14 protein-coding genes and 2 pseudogenes are annotated in these 17,147 nt (G+C 53.1%); 9 read left to right on the top strand and 7 right to left on the bottom strand.

Annotated elements, in window-relative coordinates; genetic code table 11:
* Positions 1-145 precede the first annotated feature (145 nt).
* Positions 146-1,078, bottom strand: a complete 933-nt coding sequence (gene mmuM, locus KGP22_RS04570; RefSeq protein WP_111963462.1) for a homocysteine S-methyltransferase — start codon at positions 1,076-1,078, stop codon at positions 146-148.
* Complete coding sequence (gene mmuP, locus KGP22_RS04565; RefSeq protein WP_133293858.1) at positions 1,065-2,465, bottom strand: S-methylmethionine permease; 1,401 nt, start codon at positions 2,463-2,465, stop codon at positions 1,065-1,067. Before mmuP ends, mmuM begins: the two co-directional genes overlap by 14 nt.
* 334 nt (positions 2,466-2,799) lie before the next feature.
* Here mmuP and KGP22_RS04560 point away from each other — a divergent pair, with 334 nt between their 5' ends.
* A complete protein-coding gene (locus KGP22_RS04560) occupies positions 2,800-3,909 on the top strand; it encodes an AI-2E family transporter (protein WP_111963463.1) in 1,110 nt (369 codons plus the stop codon).
* 119 nt (positions 3,910-4,028) lie between these two features.
* The gene (locus KGP22_RS04555) at positions 4,029-5,813 is read left to right on the top strand and encodes a diguanylate cyclase (protein WP_223581405.1); all 1,785 of its coding nucleotides are present in this window, start codon (positions 4,029-4,031) and stop codon (positions 5,811-5,813) included.
* A 31-nt stretch (positions 5,814-5,844) separates the two neighbouring features.
* Here KGP22_RS04555 and KGP22_RS04550 read toward each other — a convergent pair whose 3' ends face one another.
* Both KGP22_RS04550 and KGP22_RS04545 read right to left on the bottom strand, forming a co-directional pair.
* On the bottom strand, positions 5,845-6,354 hold the full coding sequence (locus KGP22_RS04550; RefSeq protein WP_149366140.1) for a hypothetical protein: 510 nt from the start codon (positions 6,352-6,354) through the stop codon (positions 5,845-5,847).
* Positions 6,355-6,370: 16 nt separating this feature from the next.
* Positions 6,371-7,270 (bottom strand): LysR family transcriptional regulator, encoded by a 900-nt coding sequence (locus KGP22_RS04545; protein WP_149366141.1) that lies wholly within the window; start codon positions 7,268-7,270, stop codon positions 6,371-6,373.
* Positions 7,271-7,379: 109 nt separating this feature from the next.
* Here KGP22_RS04545 and KGP22_RS04540 point away from each other — a divergent pair, with 109 nt between their 5' ends.
* The 7 genes from KGP22_RS04540 (at position 7,380) to catA (ending at position 14,819) form a co-directional block, all read left to right on the top strand.
* The gene (locus tag KGP22_RS04540; protein ID WP_149366142.1) at positions 7,380-8,585 is read left to right on the top strand and encodes an L-dopachrome tautomerase-related protein; all 1,206 of its coding nucleotides are present in this window, start codon (positions 7,380-7,382) and stop codon (positions 8,583-8,585) included.
* A 218-nt stretch (positions 8,586-8,803) separates the two neighbouring features.
* Positions 8,804-9,415, top strand: coding sequence for a flavin reductase (locus KGP22_RS04535; protein WP_149366143.1), 612 nt, complete (start codon positions 8,804-8,806; stop codon positions 9,413-9,415).
* A gap of 161 nt (positions 9,416-9,576) precedes the next feature.
* On the top strand, positions 9,577-10,650 hold the full coding sequence (locus tag KGP22_RS04530; RefSeq protein ID WP_223581403.1) for a catalase family peroxidase: 1,074 nt from the start codon (positions 9,577-9,579) through the stop codon (positions 10,648-10,650).
* Positions 10,647-11,234, top strand: coding sequence for a cytochrome b (locus KGP22_RS04525; protein WP_149366145.1), 588 nt, complete (start codon positions 10,647-10,649; stop codon positions 11,232-11,234). The genes KGP22_RS04530 and KGP22_RS04525 overlap by 4 nt, the downstream gene beginning before the upstream one ends.
* 400 nt (positions 11,235-11,634) lie before the next feature.
* Positions 11,635-12,129, top strand: a complete 495-nt coding sequence (locus tag KGP22_RS04520; RefSeq protein WP_024909477.1) for a molybdopterin-dependent oxidoreductase — start codon at positions 11,635-11,637, stop codon at positions 12,127-12,129.
* A gap of 17 nt (positions 12,130-12,146) precedes the next feature.
* A complete protein-coding gene (locus KGP22_RS04515; RefSeq protein ID WP_149366146.1) occupies positions 12,147-14,078 on the top strand; it encodes a GGDEF domain-containing phosphodiesterase in 1,932 nt (643 codons plus the stop codon).
* 63 nt (positions 14,079-14,141) lie between these two features.
* The gene (gene catA / locus KGP22_RS04510) at positions 14,142-14,819 is read left to right on the top strand and encodes a type A chloramphenicol O-acetyltransferase (RefSeq protein WP_223581400.1); all 678 of its coding nucleotides are present in this window, start codon (positions 14,142-14,144) and stop codon (positions 14,817-14,819) included.
* 328 nt (positions 14,820-15,147) lie between these two features.
* On the opposite strand, the gene KGP22_RS04500 is transcribed toward catA, so the two are convergent.
* The 3 genes and pseudogenes from KGP22_RS04500 to KGP22_RS04490 all read right to left on the bottom strand — a co-directional run.
* The gene (locus KGP22_RS04500) at positions 15,148-15,447 is read right to left on the bottom strand and encodes a hypothetical protein (RefSeq protein WP_025912594.1); all 300 of its coding nucleotides are present in this window, start codon (positions 15,445-15,447) and stop codon (positions 15,148-15,150) included.
* Positions 15,448-15,581: 134 nt separating this feature from the next.
* Positions 15,582-16,729 (bottom strand): annotated as a pseudogene (locus tag KGP22_RS04495) (IS3 family transposase).
* A 135-nt stretch (positions 16,730-16,864) separates the two neighbouring features.
* Positions 16,865-17,045, bottom strand: a pseudogene (locus KGP22_RS04490) (hypothetical protein); the annotation flags it as partial.
* Positions 17,046-17,147 lie beyond the last annotated feature (102 nt).

The raw sequence follows: 17,147 nt of genomic DNA, 5'->3' as shown, positions 1-17,147 counted from the left end.
ATTTCCAACGCGGGAATTTTGATAAAGGAATAAAAATGAATCGCTCATAACGATTCGTTTTTAGATAAAAAGCGGGAAAGGATAGTTGGTTTTGTGCGGTTCGTTTTTTCCCCTCTCCCCGTGGGAGAGGGTCAGGGTGAGAGCATCAGCGCTGCGCGTTCAGCTCAGCAATATCCTTCGGCGTGGTGCGACAGCATCCGCCAATCAGCTTCGCGCCGGCTTCCAGCCACTGCGGCAGATACCCCGCCAGCGTCTCGCACGCTTCACCGTGGTGGTGCCAGGTTTTGGTCACTGCGTCATAATGCTCGCCCGAGTTCGGGTAGACCACCAGCGGCAGCGGCGTCAGGCTTTGCAGATGCTTCAGCGCGGCCGTGGTGTTTTCCAGGGCGATACAGTTAATGCCCAGTGCGACAATGTGCGGCGAGTTTGCCAGCACGCTGACCACGTCACGCAGCGGCGTGCCGTCGCTCAGGTGCTCGCTGTCCCGCAGGGTAAAGGAGAACCACGCCCGGGCGCGGGGATACTCGGCCAGAAGCGCCGCCAGCGCCTTAGTCTCGGCAAACGAGGGCAGCGTTTCGCAGGCCAGCAGGTCAGCGCCCGCGTCCAGCAGCGCTTCCACGCGCGGCCGGTGGAAGTCGGTAAATGCTTCCGCACTGCGCACGTAGTCGCCGCGATACTCTGAGCCATCCGCCAGATACGCGCCATACGGCCCAACGGATCCCGCCACCAGCAGCGTGCCCGCATGCGGATTTTCAGCCAGATACGCTTCACGCGCCTTACGCGCCAGCTCCACGCTTCTGCCAATAAGCGCCCGGGACTGCGCCTCGTCGAGGCCGCGTGCCGCAAAGCCCGCAGGCGTGGCCTGATAGCTGGCGGTGATCGCCACCTGCGCGCCCGCGCGGTAGTAATCCAGATGCACTTCGCGGATAAGCTCCGGGTTTTCCATCAGCACTTTGGCAGACCAGAGGCTGTCTGCCAGGTTACAGCCGCGCGCTTCCAGCTCCGTCGCCATCGCGCCATCCAGCACCACAAACGGCTGTTTTTCAAGGATGGCGGTAAGCGGATTATTCTGCGACATGTTCAGGCTCCTGCGATGTCATATTTCGGGTCAGGTAGTAGGCACCATAACACAGGGCGACAAACGGGATCCCGCAATAAAGGGCAATGCGCTGGCTTGGGTCAAACCACAGGCCGACACAGGCCACCACGCAGAGGATAAACCCGAGCACCGGCACAAGCGGATACCACGGCGCGCGGTACTGCAGCGCAGAGAGCGGCTGCCCGGACTGCAGATGGCGACGACGGAAAACGAAGTGCGACGCGCAGATGCTGATCCACACCGCCACCACCGCAAAGCCCGAAATTGCCGAGAGCGCCACGAACACCGTGTCCGGCGCCACCACGCTTGAGAACAGCGCCAGCACACCGCCGAGCATAGAAACCGAGAGCGCCGTCAGCGGCACGCCGTTTTTGTTCACCCGGGCAAAGCAGCGCGGCAGCGTTTTCTCATTAGAGAGCGACCATAGCATGCGCCCGGAGGCATACAGCCCGGAGTTCGCCGCCGAAAGGATCGCCGTAAGGATCACGAAGTTAAAAATATCCGCCGCGTAAGGAATACCGACCTTTTCAAACACCAGCACGAACGGGCTCTTTTCCACACCCGCCTGCTGCATCGGGATCAGCGCCGCCAGCACAAACACGGTACCGATAAAGAAGATAATGAGGCGCGCAATGGTAGTGCGGATCGCGACCGGAATCACCTTGTGCGGATTTTCAGTTTCCCCCGCCGCAATCCCGATGAGCTCGGTCCCGGAGAAGGCAAAGTTCACCGCCACCATGGTCATCAGGATCGGCAGGCCGCCGTGCGGGAACCAGCCTTCGGCGGTAATGTTGCTTAAGCCCGGCGCGGGTGAACCATCCTGCATCGGGATAAAGCCAAAGACCGCCGCGCCACCCAGAATAATAAAGGCGATGATGGTGATGACTTTCACCAGCGAGAACCAGAATTCGCCTTCAGCAAAGAAGCGCGTCGAGATGACGTTCAGGCCAAAAATCACCACGCAGAAGACCACGCACCACGCCCAGACGGGCACATGCGGGAACCAGTACTGCATACAGAAACCCGCGGCGGTGAAGCTCGAGCCGAGCGCTACCGTCCAGGTGAGCCAGTAGAGCCATGCCACGGTGTAGCCCGTCGCCGGGCCAAGATAGCGAGCGGCATAGACGTGGAACGCGCCGGTTTCCGGCATCGCCACGGAAAGTTCGCCCAGACACTGCATCACCAGCCAGACCACCAGCGCGCCTATCAGGTACGCCAGCAGCGTGCCCGCTGCCCCGGTCGTGGAAATGATGTAGCCGGTATTAAAGAATAACCCTGTCCCAATCACGCCACCCAGCGAGAGCATAATCAGGTGGCGTGTTTTCATGGTGCGCTTAAGCTGCCCATTTTCTTGTTGTGTTTGCATATTACCTTCTATACGTATGGACATCTAAACATCCAAAGAAGGTGTGTTATACCGCGATTGTTAATAAAAAGCTAGATGACCAGACGCAAACGGGCGCGCCGCGCGCTGAGTCTGGGGTGGGTTGTGAGGATCACATAGAGAATCGGACGCCAGGCCATAAGCACCTCCGCAAGCAGATACTTACAGCATGGTGCGGGAAAAGGCGAACTTCGGTCAGTCGAAAGTGGTATCCGTGAAGAGCGGAGTCATACCGCAACACTGCCCGGCGCAAGGGTTGGTAATTCTCACAATCAGTTCTATAGTCGACACTGCTTATTCGTTACCAGGAATCACTATGCGCTTTAATGGACTGACTAAAGGTTTCTTTATTTTCATTCTCGCCCTCGTCACCTGGGCCTTCTTCGACGTGCTGTCGCCCTACTTCTCCGCCATTCTGTGGGCCGCCATTCTGACCGTTATTTTTAACCCGGTAAAAAACAGGCTGCGCGCCGCGCTTGGGGATCGCAACGGGCTGGCCTCGCTGTTGACCATTGGCATTATCTGCCTGATCGTCTTTATTCCGCTGATGGTGATCCTCTCTTCGCTCGCCATTGAGCTGAACGTGGTTTACACGAAGCTCCAGGAGAACAACACCCAGTTCCCGGAAGTGGTGGCGAGCATCTTCAACCACCTGCCTGACTGGGCCAGCGGCTTCCTCGCGGATCACAATCTGACCAACGCGGCGCAGATCCAGAAAAAACTCTCCGATGTCGCCCTACAGGGCGGACAGTATCTCGCCGGCAGCGCGTTCCTGATCGGCAAAGGCACGTTTGGCTTTGCGATTAGCTTCGGCATTATGCTTTATCTGCTGTTCTTCCTGCTGAAAGACGGCCCGTATCTGGTGCGCCAGATCCTCGACTCTCTGCCGCTGTCTGATTTCGCCAAGCAGCACCTGTTCGCCAAATTCGTCGGCGTGTCGCGGGCCACGGTAAAAGGTACGGCGGCGGTGGCGGTTGTTCAGGGCATCCTCGGCGGGATTGCGTTTGCTATTGCCGGTATTGACGGCAGCGTGCTCTGGGGCGCTCTGATGGCCTTCCTTTCCCTGGTGCCCGCCATCGGCTCGGCGATTGTCTGGGTGCCCGCCGCAATCTTCCTGTTTGCCACGCACCAGATCTGGCAGGGGCTGTTTATTGTCGGCTTCTTCGTGATCGTCGTCGGGCTGGTGGACAATATCCTGCGCCCGCTGCTGGTCGGAAAAGACACCAAAATGCCGGACTACCTGATTCTGATCTCCACCCTCGGCGGCATGGAGCTGTACGGCATTAACGGCTTTGTGATTGGGCCGCTCATTGCCGCGCTGTTTATCGCCTGCTGGAACCTCTTCTCAGGGCGCGATCACGAAGGTAACGCCGAAGAGCTGGACCCCGACTTCATCGAAGAAGGAAAAAATCCTCCAGATTTGTAAGGACGTGACGATAAAGACCACACCAGGCGGCACTGAGCCGCCTTTTTTTTCGCCTTAAATCAGACGTTTTCTATAATTTGAAGAACGCCATCCTACTCATGTCGTAAAAGGATCATCTGGTGCGAATCGCGACGATAACAAACTGGGCCTATGGGGCCACGGTCTGCCTGACCATCGCCTCCGGCATCATCATGCTGATGGCGTCCAATGCGGATAACCTCGAGCGCCAGGCCGTTGAACAACGGCAGAAATTTGATCAGCTGACGGAAGATATCGAAACCGATATCTGGGCGCAGTCTGATTTAGCACGGCTGTACGTCATCAAAAAAGATCCTCAGGCTCTCAAGGAATATAACCAGGCAGAAAACAGCCTGAAGCGCATCGAGCTTCGGCTGGAAAAGCTGCAGGATAATGGCGCATCGGATGAAGAACTGGCCCTGCTGCATGAAGGAATAAAGATCGTCGATGAGCTGCAGGACGAACAGCAAACCGCCCTCGCCAGCCTTGAACGCGGAGAAGACGCCCAGGCCGTAGCCTTGCTCTATGGTCAGCCCTATGAGCAGGAGCTTGAGCGCGCGCAGAATCAGCTCGATCACTTCCGCCAGATACTCGATAAGCGCGTCATAGCCGCCGTTCAGGAGGCGACAAAAAAATCGAAAGCGCTGCGTACCGCCTCTGAGCTGACGGTCGGCCTGACCGCCCTGCTGTTCCTGTTTGTGCTCGGCTTTATATTAAAACGCCGCGTGCTACGCCCCGTGGTCCGCCTGAGCGACGTGGTGCACCGTCTGGCATCCCAGGATTACGCGGTTGAAACGCCCAATTTCAACCAGATCGATGAGATAGGCGATATGGCCCAGGCCATCAGCATCTTTCGTGAAAACGGCCTGGCGCGGCAGCGTCTGGAAAAAGAGCGCGATGCCGACTGGGCCATCCGCGAGCTGCTGGCGCGCATGACCCAGCGGCTGCAGGGGTGTGAGAACTTTAACGATGTGATTAACGTGGCGGAGCTGTTTGCTCCCAATATCGCGCCGGAGATCGCGGGCCGACTCTACGTCCTTGATCGCGAACCGTGGCAGATGCGCTGCGTCGCGCAATGGCTCTCGCCGGTTGGTGAAGAGACGACGTTCCATCCGGACGAGTGCTGGGCCGTGCGTCGCGGGCAGAGTCACCCGCCGGTGAACGGCGAGCCGGATATCGCCTGCTACCATCTTCCGCCATCCCAGGCGGAAAGCGCCCTTTGCGTGCCGCTTATCGCTCAGGGCGAGGCCATTGGCCTGCTCTCCTTCCAGAATATCACAGCGGACAATGCCCCTTCCCGTGCGTATCTGGAACTGATGGCCGAGGCGCTCGGGCTGGCGCTGGCCAACCAGCGTCTGCGCGACGCGTTGCTGGAAAAAGCGTTGTTTGACCCGCTCACCGGCCTGCGTAACCGTCATCATCTGGAAGATACCCTGCAAACCCAAACGGCGCAGGCGATACGCACTGGCGTACCGTTAAGCTGCATGATGATTGATATCGACCACTTCAAGAGCATTAACGATCGGTTCGGCCATGAAGCGGGCGATCTGGTGATCAAAAGCGTGGCGTCAATTGTTCAGCGGGCCGCACATGACAACGGACTGGCATTCCGCTACGGGGGCGAGGAGTTTCTGGTGCTGCTTTCCGGTGCCGATGAAGCAGAAGCGTACGCCTGCGCGCAGAAGATTTACACCGGCGTGCATGAGCTGTCGATTCGCTACGGGCTGACCGAGATTGGGCCGGTGGACGTGTCGATTGGCATTGCCAGCTACCCACAACATGCCCAGACCGACAACCTGCTGCGCGCCGCGGATGTGGCCTTGTACCGAGCAAAAGAGCTGGGCCGCGCGCGGATTGTGAGTTTTGGGATGCTGGAGGCGGGCTGACGCTGATTCTCGCGCCCTGACTTTCCCCGATTCAGGCGCGCGTGATAGCCCAAAGCACCACAATCCCCAGGGCATTGCTCCGCTTTTCCACATACAGGGTGGTATCGGAATAAACGTTACCTTGCGGGTTACAGATGCGAATCTCCTTCTTTAATTCCGGCTCGTAGACTTCCGCACCCGAGCAGCTGTGGCGGGTACTGGATTCATACCGGTAAGGTTTGCTCCAGCCCGAATAGTTCCCCTCCAGCAGCCAGGCCGTTGTAAAGACCACGAACATGGCAACCGGTAGGCTGCAAATAAAGAAGCCGAGGTAGATTTTTACCGCGTCAGCAAGGCGCTTACCTTTCAGTCTCCCCTTTCTGATGAAATAGACCATCGGCACCAGCGCCAGCAGCAACGCCCCACAGGCAAGGTACTGCTCCCCGCGGATCGAAAGGTATGTCACGCGGTAAATGTTGACTGACCACACCACAAAACCCGATATCAGTGCTATCCCGCCTGCGATGAGTGGGATCCAAAAGGAAAAAAGCGCTTTTTTCATGGTGGACTCGTCCTTGTCATTCTTGTCGGGTCAGATGGTCAATCATTGCCCGGGTCGCTGCTGACTGACGTCGGTGCGGGGCAAACAGCACGGAGAAAGGTCGCGATCGTCCCCGAAGGTGCGGCAGCACCTCAACTAATTGGCCGCCCTGTATTCTGTCGCGAACGATAAATTCATAGCTCTGGCAGATCCCAATCCCCTGCTCCGCCAGCGAAACCACGCCGAGTACATCGTCTGATATTTCGATAGTTGAACCCGGCATCCAGTCAATATCGCGCCCTTCGTCATGAAATACCCAGGGGGCGATACGCCCGGTGCGCGGCATGATAAACGGCAGGCACTGATGGCGCTGCAGCGCTTCCAGCGTCTGAGGCTTTCCTCTCCGATGCAGGTAGCCCGGGGAGGCGACCAGGAGCAATGCCGCGTCTTCCAGCTTACGCGCCACCAGCCCGCTGTCAGGCAACTGCCCCAGACGGATCGCCAGATCGAACCCCTCTGCGATCAGGTCAACGTTGCGATTGGTAATGTTCAGCTCCACCTGAACGCGCGGATATTGTTGGGTAAAGCGAGCCAGCAGCGGCGGCAGGCGGTAGTGGGCATAGGTGGTCGGGACACTCATTCTCACGCGACCGGTCAGATCGCCCTCCTGACCCCGGCCAACGCGTTCGGCGTCATCAAGCAGAGAGAACGCAGAACGCGCCTGCTCAAGATAGACGCGTCCGGCTTCAGTCAGCCCCACCCGGCGGGTCGTGCGCTGTAACAGCTGCCGTCCAAGACGCGCTTCCAGGCGAGTGACCGCGCGGCTCAGTACCGAAGGGGTGGTTGAAAGGGCAACCGCTGCGCCCGTAAATGAGCCGTGTTCAACCACAGCAATGAACACTTCAACGTCGCCTAGGTAATCGAATTTCCGGCCCATTTTGCTCTCTCAGGAACAAATGTTTTTCAATTTGGCTAATTTATCTCCCGTTGGGCGATGAGTAAAGTGTCCAGCATTCATCACCTGAACGCGCTACTGGAGCCTGTCAATGTTCAACCGCCCCCTTATTCTGCCCGCCATCGCAATGGCGGCGCTGTTCTCTTTCCCGAGTGTTGTCAACGCGGCGAACCACGCGCCTCTGGAGCGCTGGCGAAGCTATGCCGGTGTGAGCTGGGATACCGCTCAAGACGGAAAGATACCGGCGGCGTTCTCCGGTTCGGTCAATGCTCCTATTGCGGGTATCCACTTTGATGCAAAGGACCGGGCCTTTGTCAGCACGCCCCGGCTGGTTTCCGCCGCAGCACCCGCCACGTTAAGCATTCTGGATACAACGGTACAGTCCGGCCCTGCCCGCCTGACGGCGTTTCCCTCCCGCGAGGGGAATGCGGTGAACACCGATCCCTCTCAGAGCCTGCGTAACGTGCTCGGTTTTTATATTGACCGTAAAAACGGCTGGCTTTGGGCGCTGGACATGGGGTTTGTTGCAGGGGAAACAGAATCCCCCGTGGGGGCGCAGAAACTACTCGTACTGGATCTCCACTCTGGCCGTACCATCAAACGTATCGCCCTGGACGGCGTAGCGGACCGCAAGGCAAGTTTCCTTAATGATGTGGTTGTCGATGAGAACCGCCGTGTCGCCTATATCTCCGACAGCGGCTCGCGGAGTGCTCCTGAAAACCAGGTGGGACTAATTATCGTTGATTTCGCCGCCGGTATGGCTCGACGCGTGCTCGATCGTCATCCTGCGCTGCAGATTGAGCCAGGCGTTAACGTCGTCTCGCACGGGGCCGAAGTCTGGCCAGGTAAACCATTACTGATTGGAATTAATGGCATCGCACTTTCTCCCGATGCGGGCACGCTGTACTGGACGGTGACAACCGGCACGCGCGCCTATGCGGTACCGACCGCGATACTGAGGCAGCCCGCGTCAACCGATGCGCAAATTGCCGGGCAGATCCGCAATCTGGGGAGCGTGGGGGGCAACACCGACGGAATGGTGACAGATGTTAAAGGTAACCTCTACATTACCGATGTCACACGCAATGGCATCGTCAGATACGATCCTGAGAGCCTTTCCATGTCTCTGATTGCGGCAAGCCAAGACGTCCACTGGCCAGACACGCCAGCAATCCGTCCGAACGGGGATCTGGTATTTACCTCGAGTCGCCTCAATGACCACTTCGCGGGAGCCGTTAAATCTGGAGAGGAACGCTATGACTTATGGCGCTTGCCTCTCAGTGCTTTACAAAAATAAGAGCAAGTAAACCAGGAGCCCAGCATAAATGGGCTCATAATTTCAGATGATTTTATTTCCTTAAAAGCTGCACGTGATGTCTTTCCCCCGCTCAGAAGGAAGTGGTTAAGATTACGTTCCAGGGAATTGTAGTGAGGCGCGTTTTACTTCGCGCTTCACCGAAGTAACGCACGTTTGCACAAAGTAGGCTGGGCCTCCGCTACTCAAAGGATAATAAAATGAAAACCCAGCAGGTCGATTTTGCTTCTTTATATTTTGGTACACCGGTCGCCATTATCTCCAGCCAAAATCCTGACGGTTCAACAAACCTGAGCCCGATCTCGTCGTGGTGGATCCTTGACCGGAATATCGTGTTCGGGCTTGGCACCTCCGGAAAGTGTTATGAAAATATCACGAGTAACCAAGATATTGTTCTGAACATTCCGGACAGCAGGCTCTGGCCGAATATTGAAGCTATCGCAGATAAAACGGGGAAAGCATCGCCACCGGAATGGAAGAAAAAGATGGGATATGTTTTTGAACAGGACAAGTTTAGCTGCGGAAATTTCCACAAAGAAAAGGCGGTAACGATTAACTCGTTGAGAATTAGGGAGTGTCCTGTACAAATAGAGGCTAAAGTTTGTGGAAGATCGCCGCTGACCGGTTCGCAGGGGAGCCTGGTGTCCGTTGATGCCATGATAACCTGCGTCCACATATCTGAAGCATTATTAATTCGTACTCAGAGAGGTGTAAAATTTAATGTGGTGAAATGGAACCCCCTCTATTACATATTTCGCCACTATTTCACGCTGGGTAACCGACTCGGTCAAAATTTCCGACACGATGAGTAATCCGGTCTTATGACAGCGGAAAGATTTAAACTTTTCGTGATATTCTTTCTTTACGCCCCTTAGTTCCTATACTCGAGCCATATTCGCCACTGTATTACCACATGTCACGCGCATTACGTTGTGCATGACAGGTGATGGTATTTTGTTCTGGAAAAACGTCTATGTCGAAACTGGATTTGAGGTCCAAAAAAACCTGGGGTGCGCTGGCAGCTATCGCCGTTGTCGCCGGTACGCTGGCTTCTGCTTTTGCATGGACGGCGGGCTGGCTTGGGTCACGCACGGTCAGCCAGGCACTGGTGGGTGAAACACCGAAACCCTTCCCGCCAGGTTTTCGTCGCGCGCATGGAAAAGGCATCTGCTTTGCTGGTACCTTTACGCCAAACGGCTCGGCTGATTCCCTTTCAACCTCCCGCCTCTTCTCGCAGCAGGAAGTGCCCGTGGTGGGCCGATTCTCTATTGGTACTGGCGATCCCCATGCCCCGGATAGTACGACCAAAACCCTGAGCATGGCGCTGCTGCTGAAGACAGATGACAAGCAACAATGGCGAATGGCGATGAACAACGAGCCTTTCTTCGCCACGCACAGCCCGGAAGGTTTTCTGGCCTTGCGAAAAGCCACTGCTGTTGATGCAGCCACCGGAAAACCGGCCCCGCAGCGTCTCAAAGACTTTTTAAAAGCGTACCCTGAGGCGGAGAAATATCTTAAATGGGCGGCACAAAAACCCGCGCCCGGCAGCTTCGCGGGCGCGACGTTTTACAGCATTAACGCCTTTTACCTTGTGAACGCGCAGGGGGATCGCCAGGCCGTTCGCTGGATGATGCGTCCGCACGAGCCTTTCCTGTCGATAAGCGATGAGCAACGACAGAAAGCCGATGACAACTTCCTGTTTGAAAACCTGCGTCAGCGCCTGGCGCAAAAGCCACTCTACTGGGATTACGTTTTGCAGCTCGCACAGCCGGGCGATCCGGTAAATGATCCTTCCCAGCCATGGCCGGACGATCGCAAAAAGATGGTGGCCGGCACGCTGGAAGTGACGCGCGTCGAAGCACAATCCACAGGCGCGTGCCGCGACGTTAACTTTGATCCTTCTGTCGTTCCAGCAGGCGTTGCGGTGTCTGACGATCCCATCTTAAACGCCCGCTCTGCTGCCTACTCCCACTCTTTCAGCCGCCGCGAGCGGGAAATCGGCTACGGCAAGGCCACCGAAGCCGTGCAAAAGCAGGAGGTAAAATGAGCTCGAATAAAGATATGCGAGAGCACGCGCCGCAGCATTTCAATATCCTGGCGCGAAGCCTGCACTGGCTAATGGCGGTGATGATCCTGGCGATGCTGTTCATCGGTGTCGCGATGATGACGTCGTTGCATCACCGGATTTGGTTAATCGACCTGCACCGGCCGCTGGGTGTCGCCATTTTACTGCTGGCACTGGTGCGTCTGGTCAACCGGCTTCTTAGCCGGACGCCTCCACTTCCTGCCGATTTGCCCGTCTGGCAGGTGCTTGCAGCAAAGGCATCACACTGGATGCTGTATGGGCTAATGCTGGCAATGCCGCTGCTGGGTTGGGCGCAACTGTCGGCAGCCGGCCTGCCGATTGTCATGTTTGATGGCGTCAACCTGCCGGCGATTGTCCCGACCAGTCCAGCACTGTATGCCTGGTGTCACGACGCCCATAGCCTTCTGGCAAAGTTGCTTTTTGCTGTGGTGCTGGTCCATCTCTCTGCGGCACTCGTTCATGCATGGATCTACCGGGACGCAGTGTTTTCCAGCATGGCGAAAGGGGGTAAGTCGGCGGCGGCCACCGAGGATGGCCTCAAGTAAGCAAAGCGGAATGGGACACGCACAATCAGAATGTTCGTGTCCTCGCTTATCAACGTCATCCTGAAACTACGGTCACAACCGGGGCGCGTATTTAGTCTCCAGATTCGCGTCCCAAAAAGCCACGGACATCCAAAAATTGTCGTGGAAGTTAATATCAATCAATTAAAGCGATTGTTTTTTAAACAGAAGAGCATTTATGCCCGCAATTTTAGCTTTTATCAAAAAGTTAAGCGTCGCTCGACTATCAAACACCCTGCCACCTGCAACACCTAACTCATTGATTAAAATGAGTTTATATCAATAAAAACGATAAAACCCCTTACTTCCCAACAAAATATATCAACTCGTGTGATATCTAAATTATAATTCTTATACTTACGTTAAAAAGGTGGAGGTCAAAATGCGATTAACCCTACTGCTGTTATGCTGTCTTGTACAAAGTGTAACCTGGGCTGGCGACCTGCCAAAACCAGTTGGTAAACCCATTTTAACGATTTACGGTAATATAGAAAATACCAACGAAAATGGAAAAGCAGTGTTTGATCTCGCCAGCCTTGAAAAACTCGGAGTAGTGAGTTTCGAGACGACCTCCCCCTGGTATAACGGTCGTACGAAGTTTGAGGGTGTCCCAATGAGCAAGCTCATGGATTATGTGGGTGCAAAAGGTACAAACGTTAATGTTATTGCGCTCAATGATTACTCAACCGTCATCCCTCTCAGCGACTTTAAAAAATACAACGCCATACTTGCCTTAAAGGTCAATGGCGAATATATGCGCATCCGCGATAAAGGCCCATCGTTCATTGTATACCCCTATGACAGTCTTCCTGAGTTGAATAATCAGATTTATTACTCACGATCAGCATGGCAGGTTAGCAAAATGAAGATTGAGTAGTCGTTCAGGAGAACATAATGAACAGGATACTGGTTGGTATCATTTTTTCTCTTTTTATCACGACAGGATATATTGCATTCCTTGTTTACGATCGACAGCAGGAATTGCAAAAACTGACTCAATACACTGAGTCCTGGTCCGTGGCACAACTGGTATCAGAGTATTACCGTTTTGAATCATGGCTTGGTCTATACGCAACCGATACCGATGACGTTACGATAGACCAGGTCCGCATGCGCCTCGAAATTATGCTTAGCCAGGCCGATTTAATGAAGGGGGGAGATTTAGGTCGCTACATTGACAGCGATAAAACGCATCAGGAGCTGGCTTTACGCTTAGAAAAAATACTGACCTATCTCGATAGTCATCTTGAAAAAATGAGCCATCCGGAGTTAAAGGCATACCTGACAAATATGCATGAGCTCGATGCACCGCTCAGCCAGCTGTCTGCAACGGCATTAACAAAAGATATTAACACGGTTAATGAATCCAACAACAAAATACAAATACTGTATTATATTTATTCCGCACTCTCTTTGCTCTTGGTGATTTTAAGCTTTATTCTTGGCTTCCTAATGATCTACCAGAATAAAAACATTCTGAAAGCACACATGCAGGTCAAAAGCCTGGCTGATGAACTTCAAATATCAAAAGAAAAACTGCAAATTCAGAACGCGAAGCTGGAGTATGATGTTTATCATGACTCCCTCACCGGCATGAAAAACCGCCTTTTCTTCTGGGACGATCTCAACAAAATTAATCTTCAGGCAGATAAAAATCACGTCCCCGTCACGGTGATGTTATTTGATTTAGACCGCTTCAAAGAGGTCAACGATACCTATGGCCACGATACGGGAGATTTGCTGTTGAATCAGGTATCCCGACGGCTGACCTCGATGAGCAGCGCAACGGATACGTTTTACCGTTTAGGCGGAGACGAGTTTGCCCTTCTGTCGAGTGGACTCACCGAAACTGCCGCCGTTTCACGCGCCAAAGAAATCAGCGAGCATATTAGCCAGCCCTACACGATAAATAACCAGCTGATAAAAATCGCCACCTGCGTGGGTATCGTTTTATCTGATAATGAACGACGCTCTGATTATCTTTATAAATTTGCCGATCTGGCGCTATACGAAGCCAAAAAAGAGGGTTCACAGCAGATAAAAGTTTTCCGTCAATGGATGCTGCAAAAGTTGCAGGAAAGCAGAACTCTTGAACATGATATGGCACTGGCGATCGATAACCGTGAATTCGTTGTTTATTATCAGCCTATTGTCGATTCATTCAGCAATGAGATTTACGGCTATGAAGCGCTGATTCGCTGGATACACCCGGTGAAGGGGATGCTTGCACCAGATTATTTTATTTCCGTCGCTGAAAAAACGGGGATGATCAATCAGATCGGCAAAACCGTGCTTGAGCTTGCCTGCCGGGAAGCAGTTTCCTGGGCCGTTCCGGCAAGGATCTCTGTAAACGTTTCGCCTATTCAGTTAGGTAATAAATCTTTTACAACGATGGTGCAGTCCATCCTGAAAGAGACTGGGTTACCGGCTAGCCGACTTGAGTTAGAGGTAACGGAGTCTTCACTCTTCAGTGACAGCAACATGCCGATCACTATTCTCAAAAAGCTCAGAGCGCTGGGTGTAAAAATTTCTATCGATGATTTCGGAACGGGTTATTCGTCACTCTCACGACTGAGCGAACTCAATTTTGATAAAATCAAAATCGACAAATCCTTTGTGAGTCCGATATCCACGCAGGATGATGCCCTTAATATCGTTAAGTTAATTACCGGCATGGCGAAAAGCCTCAACATGCGGGTCATTGCAGAAGGTGTTGAAACCGAAGCGCAGCTTGAACGTCTTCAGGCGCTTGGCTGCGATCTCGTGCAGGGATACCTGTTCGGAAAACCCCAGGCTGAGATTGACAGGAAGATTAGATACGGTTGAAATGGTTGTCCGGTTGTTTATGGCCCAAAATCATTTAGACGATTGATAATCAAAGGTTAAGCAATGAAAAAAACAGCCCCGGCCTATACGCCTGTTGATTTATCTCGTTGGCCAAGGAAGGAGCATTTTGAAGTCTTCCAGTCATTTGCTGAATGCACAATTAACCAAACCGTTCTGATCGACATTACCGCGCTGAGAAAACACATCAAAGAGGTTGGCTGGAAGTTTTACCCGACGATTATTTTTCTCCTGTCTAAAATTATGAACAGGCATCCTGAGTTCCGCATGGCTATGAAGGACAATGAGCTTGTCATATGGAATGAAGTTCATCCCAGCTACACCATTTTCCACCCTGAAACGGAGACGTTTTCGTCATTGTGGAGCCACTATGACGGCAATATTCATCACTTCCAGAACACGTATACTGAAGATACGGCCCGCTATGGAAATATCCTTTCGTACTGGCCTAAGGAAGAATCCCGGGAAAATGTCTTTTTCGTCTCGTCTATTCCGTGGGTAACGTTTACCAACTTTAATATGAACATTGCGCACATGAAGAACTTCTTTTCGCCTATGTTCACGTTTGGAAAATACTACGAACAGGATGGAAAAGTGTTGTTGCCTATGGCAGTGCAGGTCCATCATTCGGTGTGCGATGGTTTCCATGTGGCAAGGATGTTTAATGAGTTGCAAGAGATGTGTGATGGTTTGTCGGAGCTGTCAGAGGAACCTGGCGCATGATGCGTAAGAAGTGTTGATGGTTTCCATCTGGCAGGAGTGGGTGTGAGAAGCCTACCGGCCTTTCATTATTTTATGCGCTTCCCATGTGAGGCCACACCGTATCCAGCAGAGGACCATAGAAATCTGCGTTCCTGCACGTTATGGAGACGGCACACTGCGCCACTATCGATGAGAATGTCTGCCGGGAACGCTGCCCAAAGGGCAGGTTCTTTTCGGGGGCATCGATGCTGACGAGACGAACACACATGAGCCTGTTTTAAGGTTCTGCGCTTCCCCTGTCAGGCTGGAGGCGTACCCAATAATTTACTGGCGGCGCTGGAAACTAACGCTATGGTAAATCACCTGCCTTTAACAAAACGATTGCATGGTCAAGCTGCTTGTAGAGTTTGTGTCTCAAATCGTCTAACTCGTCATTTTCCCGAATTAGAGGTATTCCATTTTTATGAAGAACAATATCGTTAAATGATCCCATCCCGCCGTAGAGTTTTTTCAACGAGTAAATGGATGACTCACAATCAACATCGAGCTCGATGGCTAGTTTTTCGAATGTTTTTGCCCATGAATCCTCATCATTTGAGGAGAGGATTTTGATGATATCAGTTACCGTTTTCTTTATTTCATTTTTCATTTCAAACCACCACTTCCAAGTATCTTAACGCCAGGTATTTTCCACGGGGTAGGTATCACAACTTGCTTAGAGCCACCGGAAAAAAGGTCTTTTTGATAGCCAACTTCTCCAACATATGAATCGCCACGGATAATCTAGACACTTCTGAGCCGTTGATAATATAGGTTTTCATATTCAGCCGGTGGCATCTGCTCGCTCGAACCATGCCGACGCTTACTGTTATAAAACATTTCGATATAATCAAAAATATCGCTTCTGGCTTCGTCTCTCGTTCCGTAGATCCTTTTCTTAATCCGTTCGCGTTTCAGTAGCTGGAAAAAGCTTTCCGCAACCGCGTTGTCGTGGCAGTTACCGCGACGACTCATGCTGCCTTCCAGACCGTGTGATTTCAGGAACGACTGCCACTCATGGCTCGTGTACTGACTACCCTGATCAGAGTGAACCAGTACCTGCTTTTGAGGATTACGCCTCCACACCGCCATAAGTAATGCGTTCAGGACAATCTCTTTTGTCATGCGGGGTTGCATTGACCAGCCGATAACTTTTCGGGAGAACAGGTCAACCACCACGGCCAGATACAGCCAGCCTTCGTGGGTTCGGATGTAGGTTATGTCCGTCACCCAACGCTCATCCGTTGAGTCCGGATTGAACTGCCGCTGGAGCCTGTTGGGTGTCACGATACTGGCTTCGCCTTTACGTGCTCGTGGGCTACGGTACCCAACCTGAGCTTTTATTCCGGCACGCTTCATCAGCCGCCAGACCCGGTTCACTCCGCACTGCTGTCCGGTATCACGCAGATCGAGATGGATCTTGCGATAACCATAGACGCAGCCAGACTCAAGCCAGAACTGTTTGATTTGCCCGGTCAGCATCTGATCTGTCTGGTGACGCTGCGAATGTGGCTGCTGAAGTCAGAAATAAAATCCACTCGGATGGACATCCAGAACCCGACAGAGCAAACGAACAGGCCAGCAACGGCTGTTGTCGCGGATAAAGGCGTACCTCAGTCGGACAGCTTTGCGAAGTACGCCGCGGCTTTTTTTAATATGTCCCGTTCGTCCGTAACCCGCTTCAACTCTTTCTGAAGACGGCGGATCTCGGCCTGAGCATCTGACTGTTCATTATGAGTGGAAGAATCCGGGCCGTACTTCTTTATCCAGGCGTAAAGACTGTGAGTGGTGATATCGAGACGTGTTGCAACACTGGAAACAGAATGACCACGATCAACAACCTGTTTGACTGCTTCAATTTTAAACTCTTCAGGATAACGCTTACCGCTCATGGGCACCTCTCTTTAAGTCATCTTAAATGACTCTGAGGTGTCTGTTAAACCCGTGGCGATTCAGCCTTGAGGGGCTCAACTTGTTATCAATGAGTTATATTGATAAGCTCGTTTCTAGCACAAAGCGGACATTCATTACCTTTCAGCACTGGGTTTCTGTTTAACCCAGTCTTCCAGAACCAGGCCCGGCACCCGCTTAAACTCCCGCACATCGTTCGTCAGCAGAACGGTACCAGGTGCAAGCGTGCCCGGCGATCGCCTTGTCGTTTGGGACTATCGGCGTTCCGGCGAGGCACAGGGGCACCTTAATTTAAGACGCATTCAGTAATATATTCACTGCCCGCGAAAAAGGACGAAGTTTATGACCATTAGCCTGACGGCAGGGACAGCAGCTGTCATAGCAGTATCATTTGATTCG

The sequence above is a fragment of the Enterobacter sp. JBIWA005 genome, assembly GCF_019968805.1.
In the GTDB taxonomy this organism is placed as follows: Bacteria; Pseudomonadota; Gammaproteobacteria; order Enterobacterales; family Enterobacteriaceae; genus Enterobacter; species Enterobacter vonholyi.
The sequence above is the reverse complement of the archived record's forward strand: the minus strand, read 5'-3'. Positions and strand labels throughout refer to the sequence as shown.

Excerpts from the sequence above, each read along its gene's own strand:
- mmuM (WP_111963462.1), bottom strand. The coding sequence starts at position 1,078 with ATGTCGCAGAATAATCCGCTTACCGCCATCCTTGAAAAACAGCCGTTT.
- mmuP (WP_133293858.1), bottom strand. The coding sequence starts at position 2,465 with ATGCAAACACAACAAGAAAATGGGCAGCTTAAGCGCACCATGAAAACA.
- KGP22_RS04560 (WP_111963463.1), top strand. The coding sequence starts at position 2,800 with ATGCGCTTTAATGGACTGACTAAAGGTTTCTTTATTTTCATTCTCGCC.
- KGP22_RS04550 (WP_149366140.1), bottom strand. The coding sequence starts at position 6,354 with ATGAAAAAAGCGCTTTTTTCCTTTTGGATCCCACTCATCGCAGGCGGG.
- KGP22_RS04545 (WP_149366141.1), bottom strand. The coding sequence starts at position 7,270 with ATGGGCCGGAAATTCGATTACCTAGGCGACGTTGAAGTGTTCATTGCT.
- KGP22_RS04540 (WP_149366142.1), top strand. The coding sequence starts at position 7,380 with ATGTTCAACCGCCCCCTTATTCTGCCCGCCATCGCAATGGCGGCGCTG.
- KGP22_RS04535 (WP_149366143.1), top strand. The coding sequence starts at position 8,804 with ATGAAAACCCAGCAGGTCGATTTTGCTTCTTTATATTTTGGTACACCG.
- KGP22_RS04530 (WP_223581403.1), top strand. The coding sequence starts at position 9,577 with ATGTCGAAACTGGATTTGAGGTCCAAAAAAACCTGGGGTGCGCTGGCA.
- KGP22_RS04525 (WP_149366145.1), top strand. The coding sequence starts at position 10,647 with ATGAGCTCGAATAAAGATATGCGAGAGCACGCGCCGCAGCATTTCAAT.
- KGP22_RS04520 (WP_024909477.1), top strand. The coding sequence starts at position 11,635 with ATGCGATTAACCCTACTGCTGTTATGCTGTCTTGTACAAAGTGTAACC.
- KGP22_RS04515 (WP_149366146.1), top strand. The coding sequence starts at position 12,147 with ATGAACAGGATACTGGTTGGTATCATTTTTTCTCTTTTTATCACGACA.
- catA (WP_223581400.1), top strand. The coding sequence starts at position 14,142 with ATGAAAAAAACAGCCCCGGCCTATACGCCTGTTGATTTATCTCGTTGG.
- KGP22_RS04500 (WP_025912594.1), bottom strand. The coding sequence starts at position 15,447 with ATGAAAAATGAAATAAAGAAAACGGTAACTGATATCATCAAAATCCTC.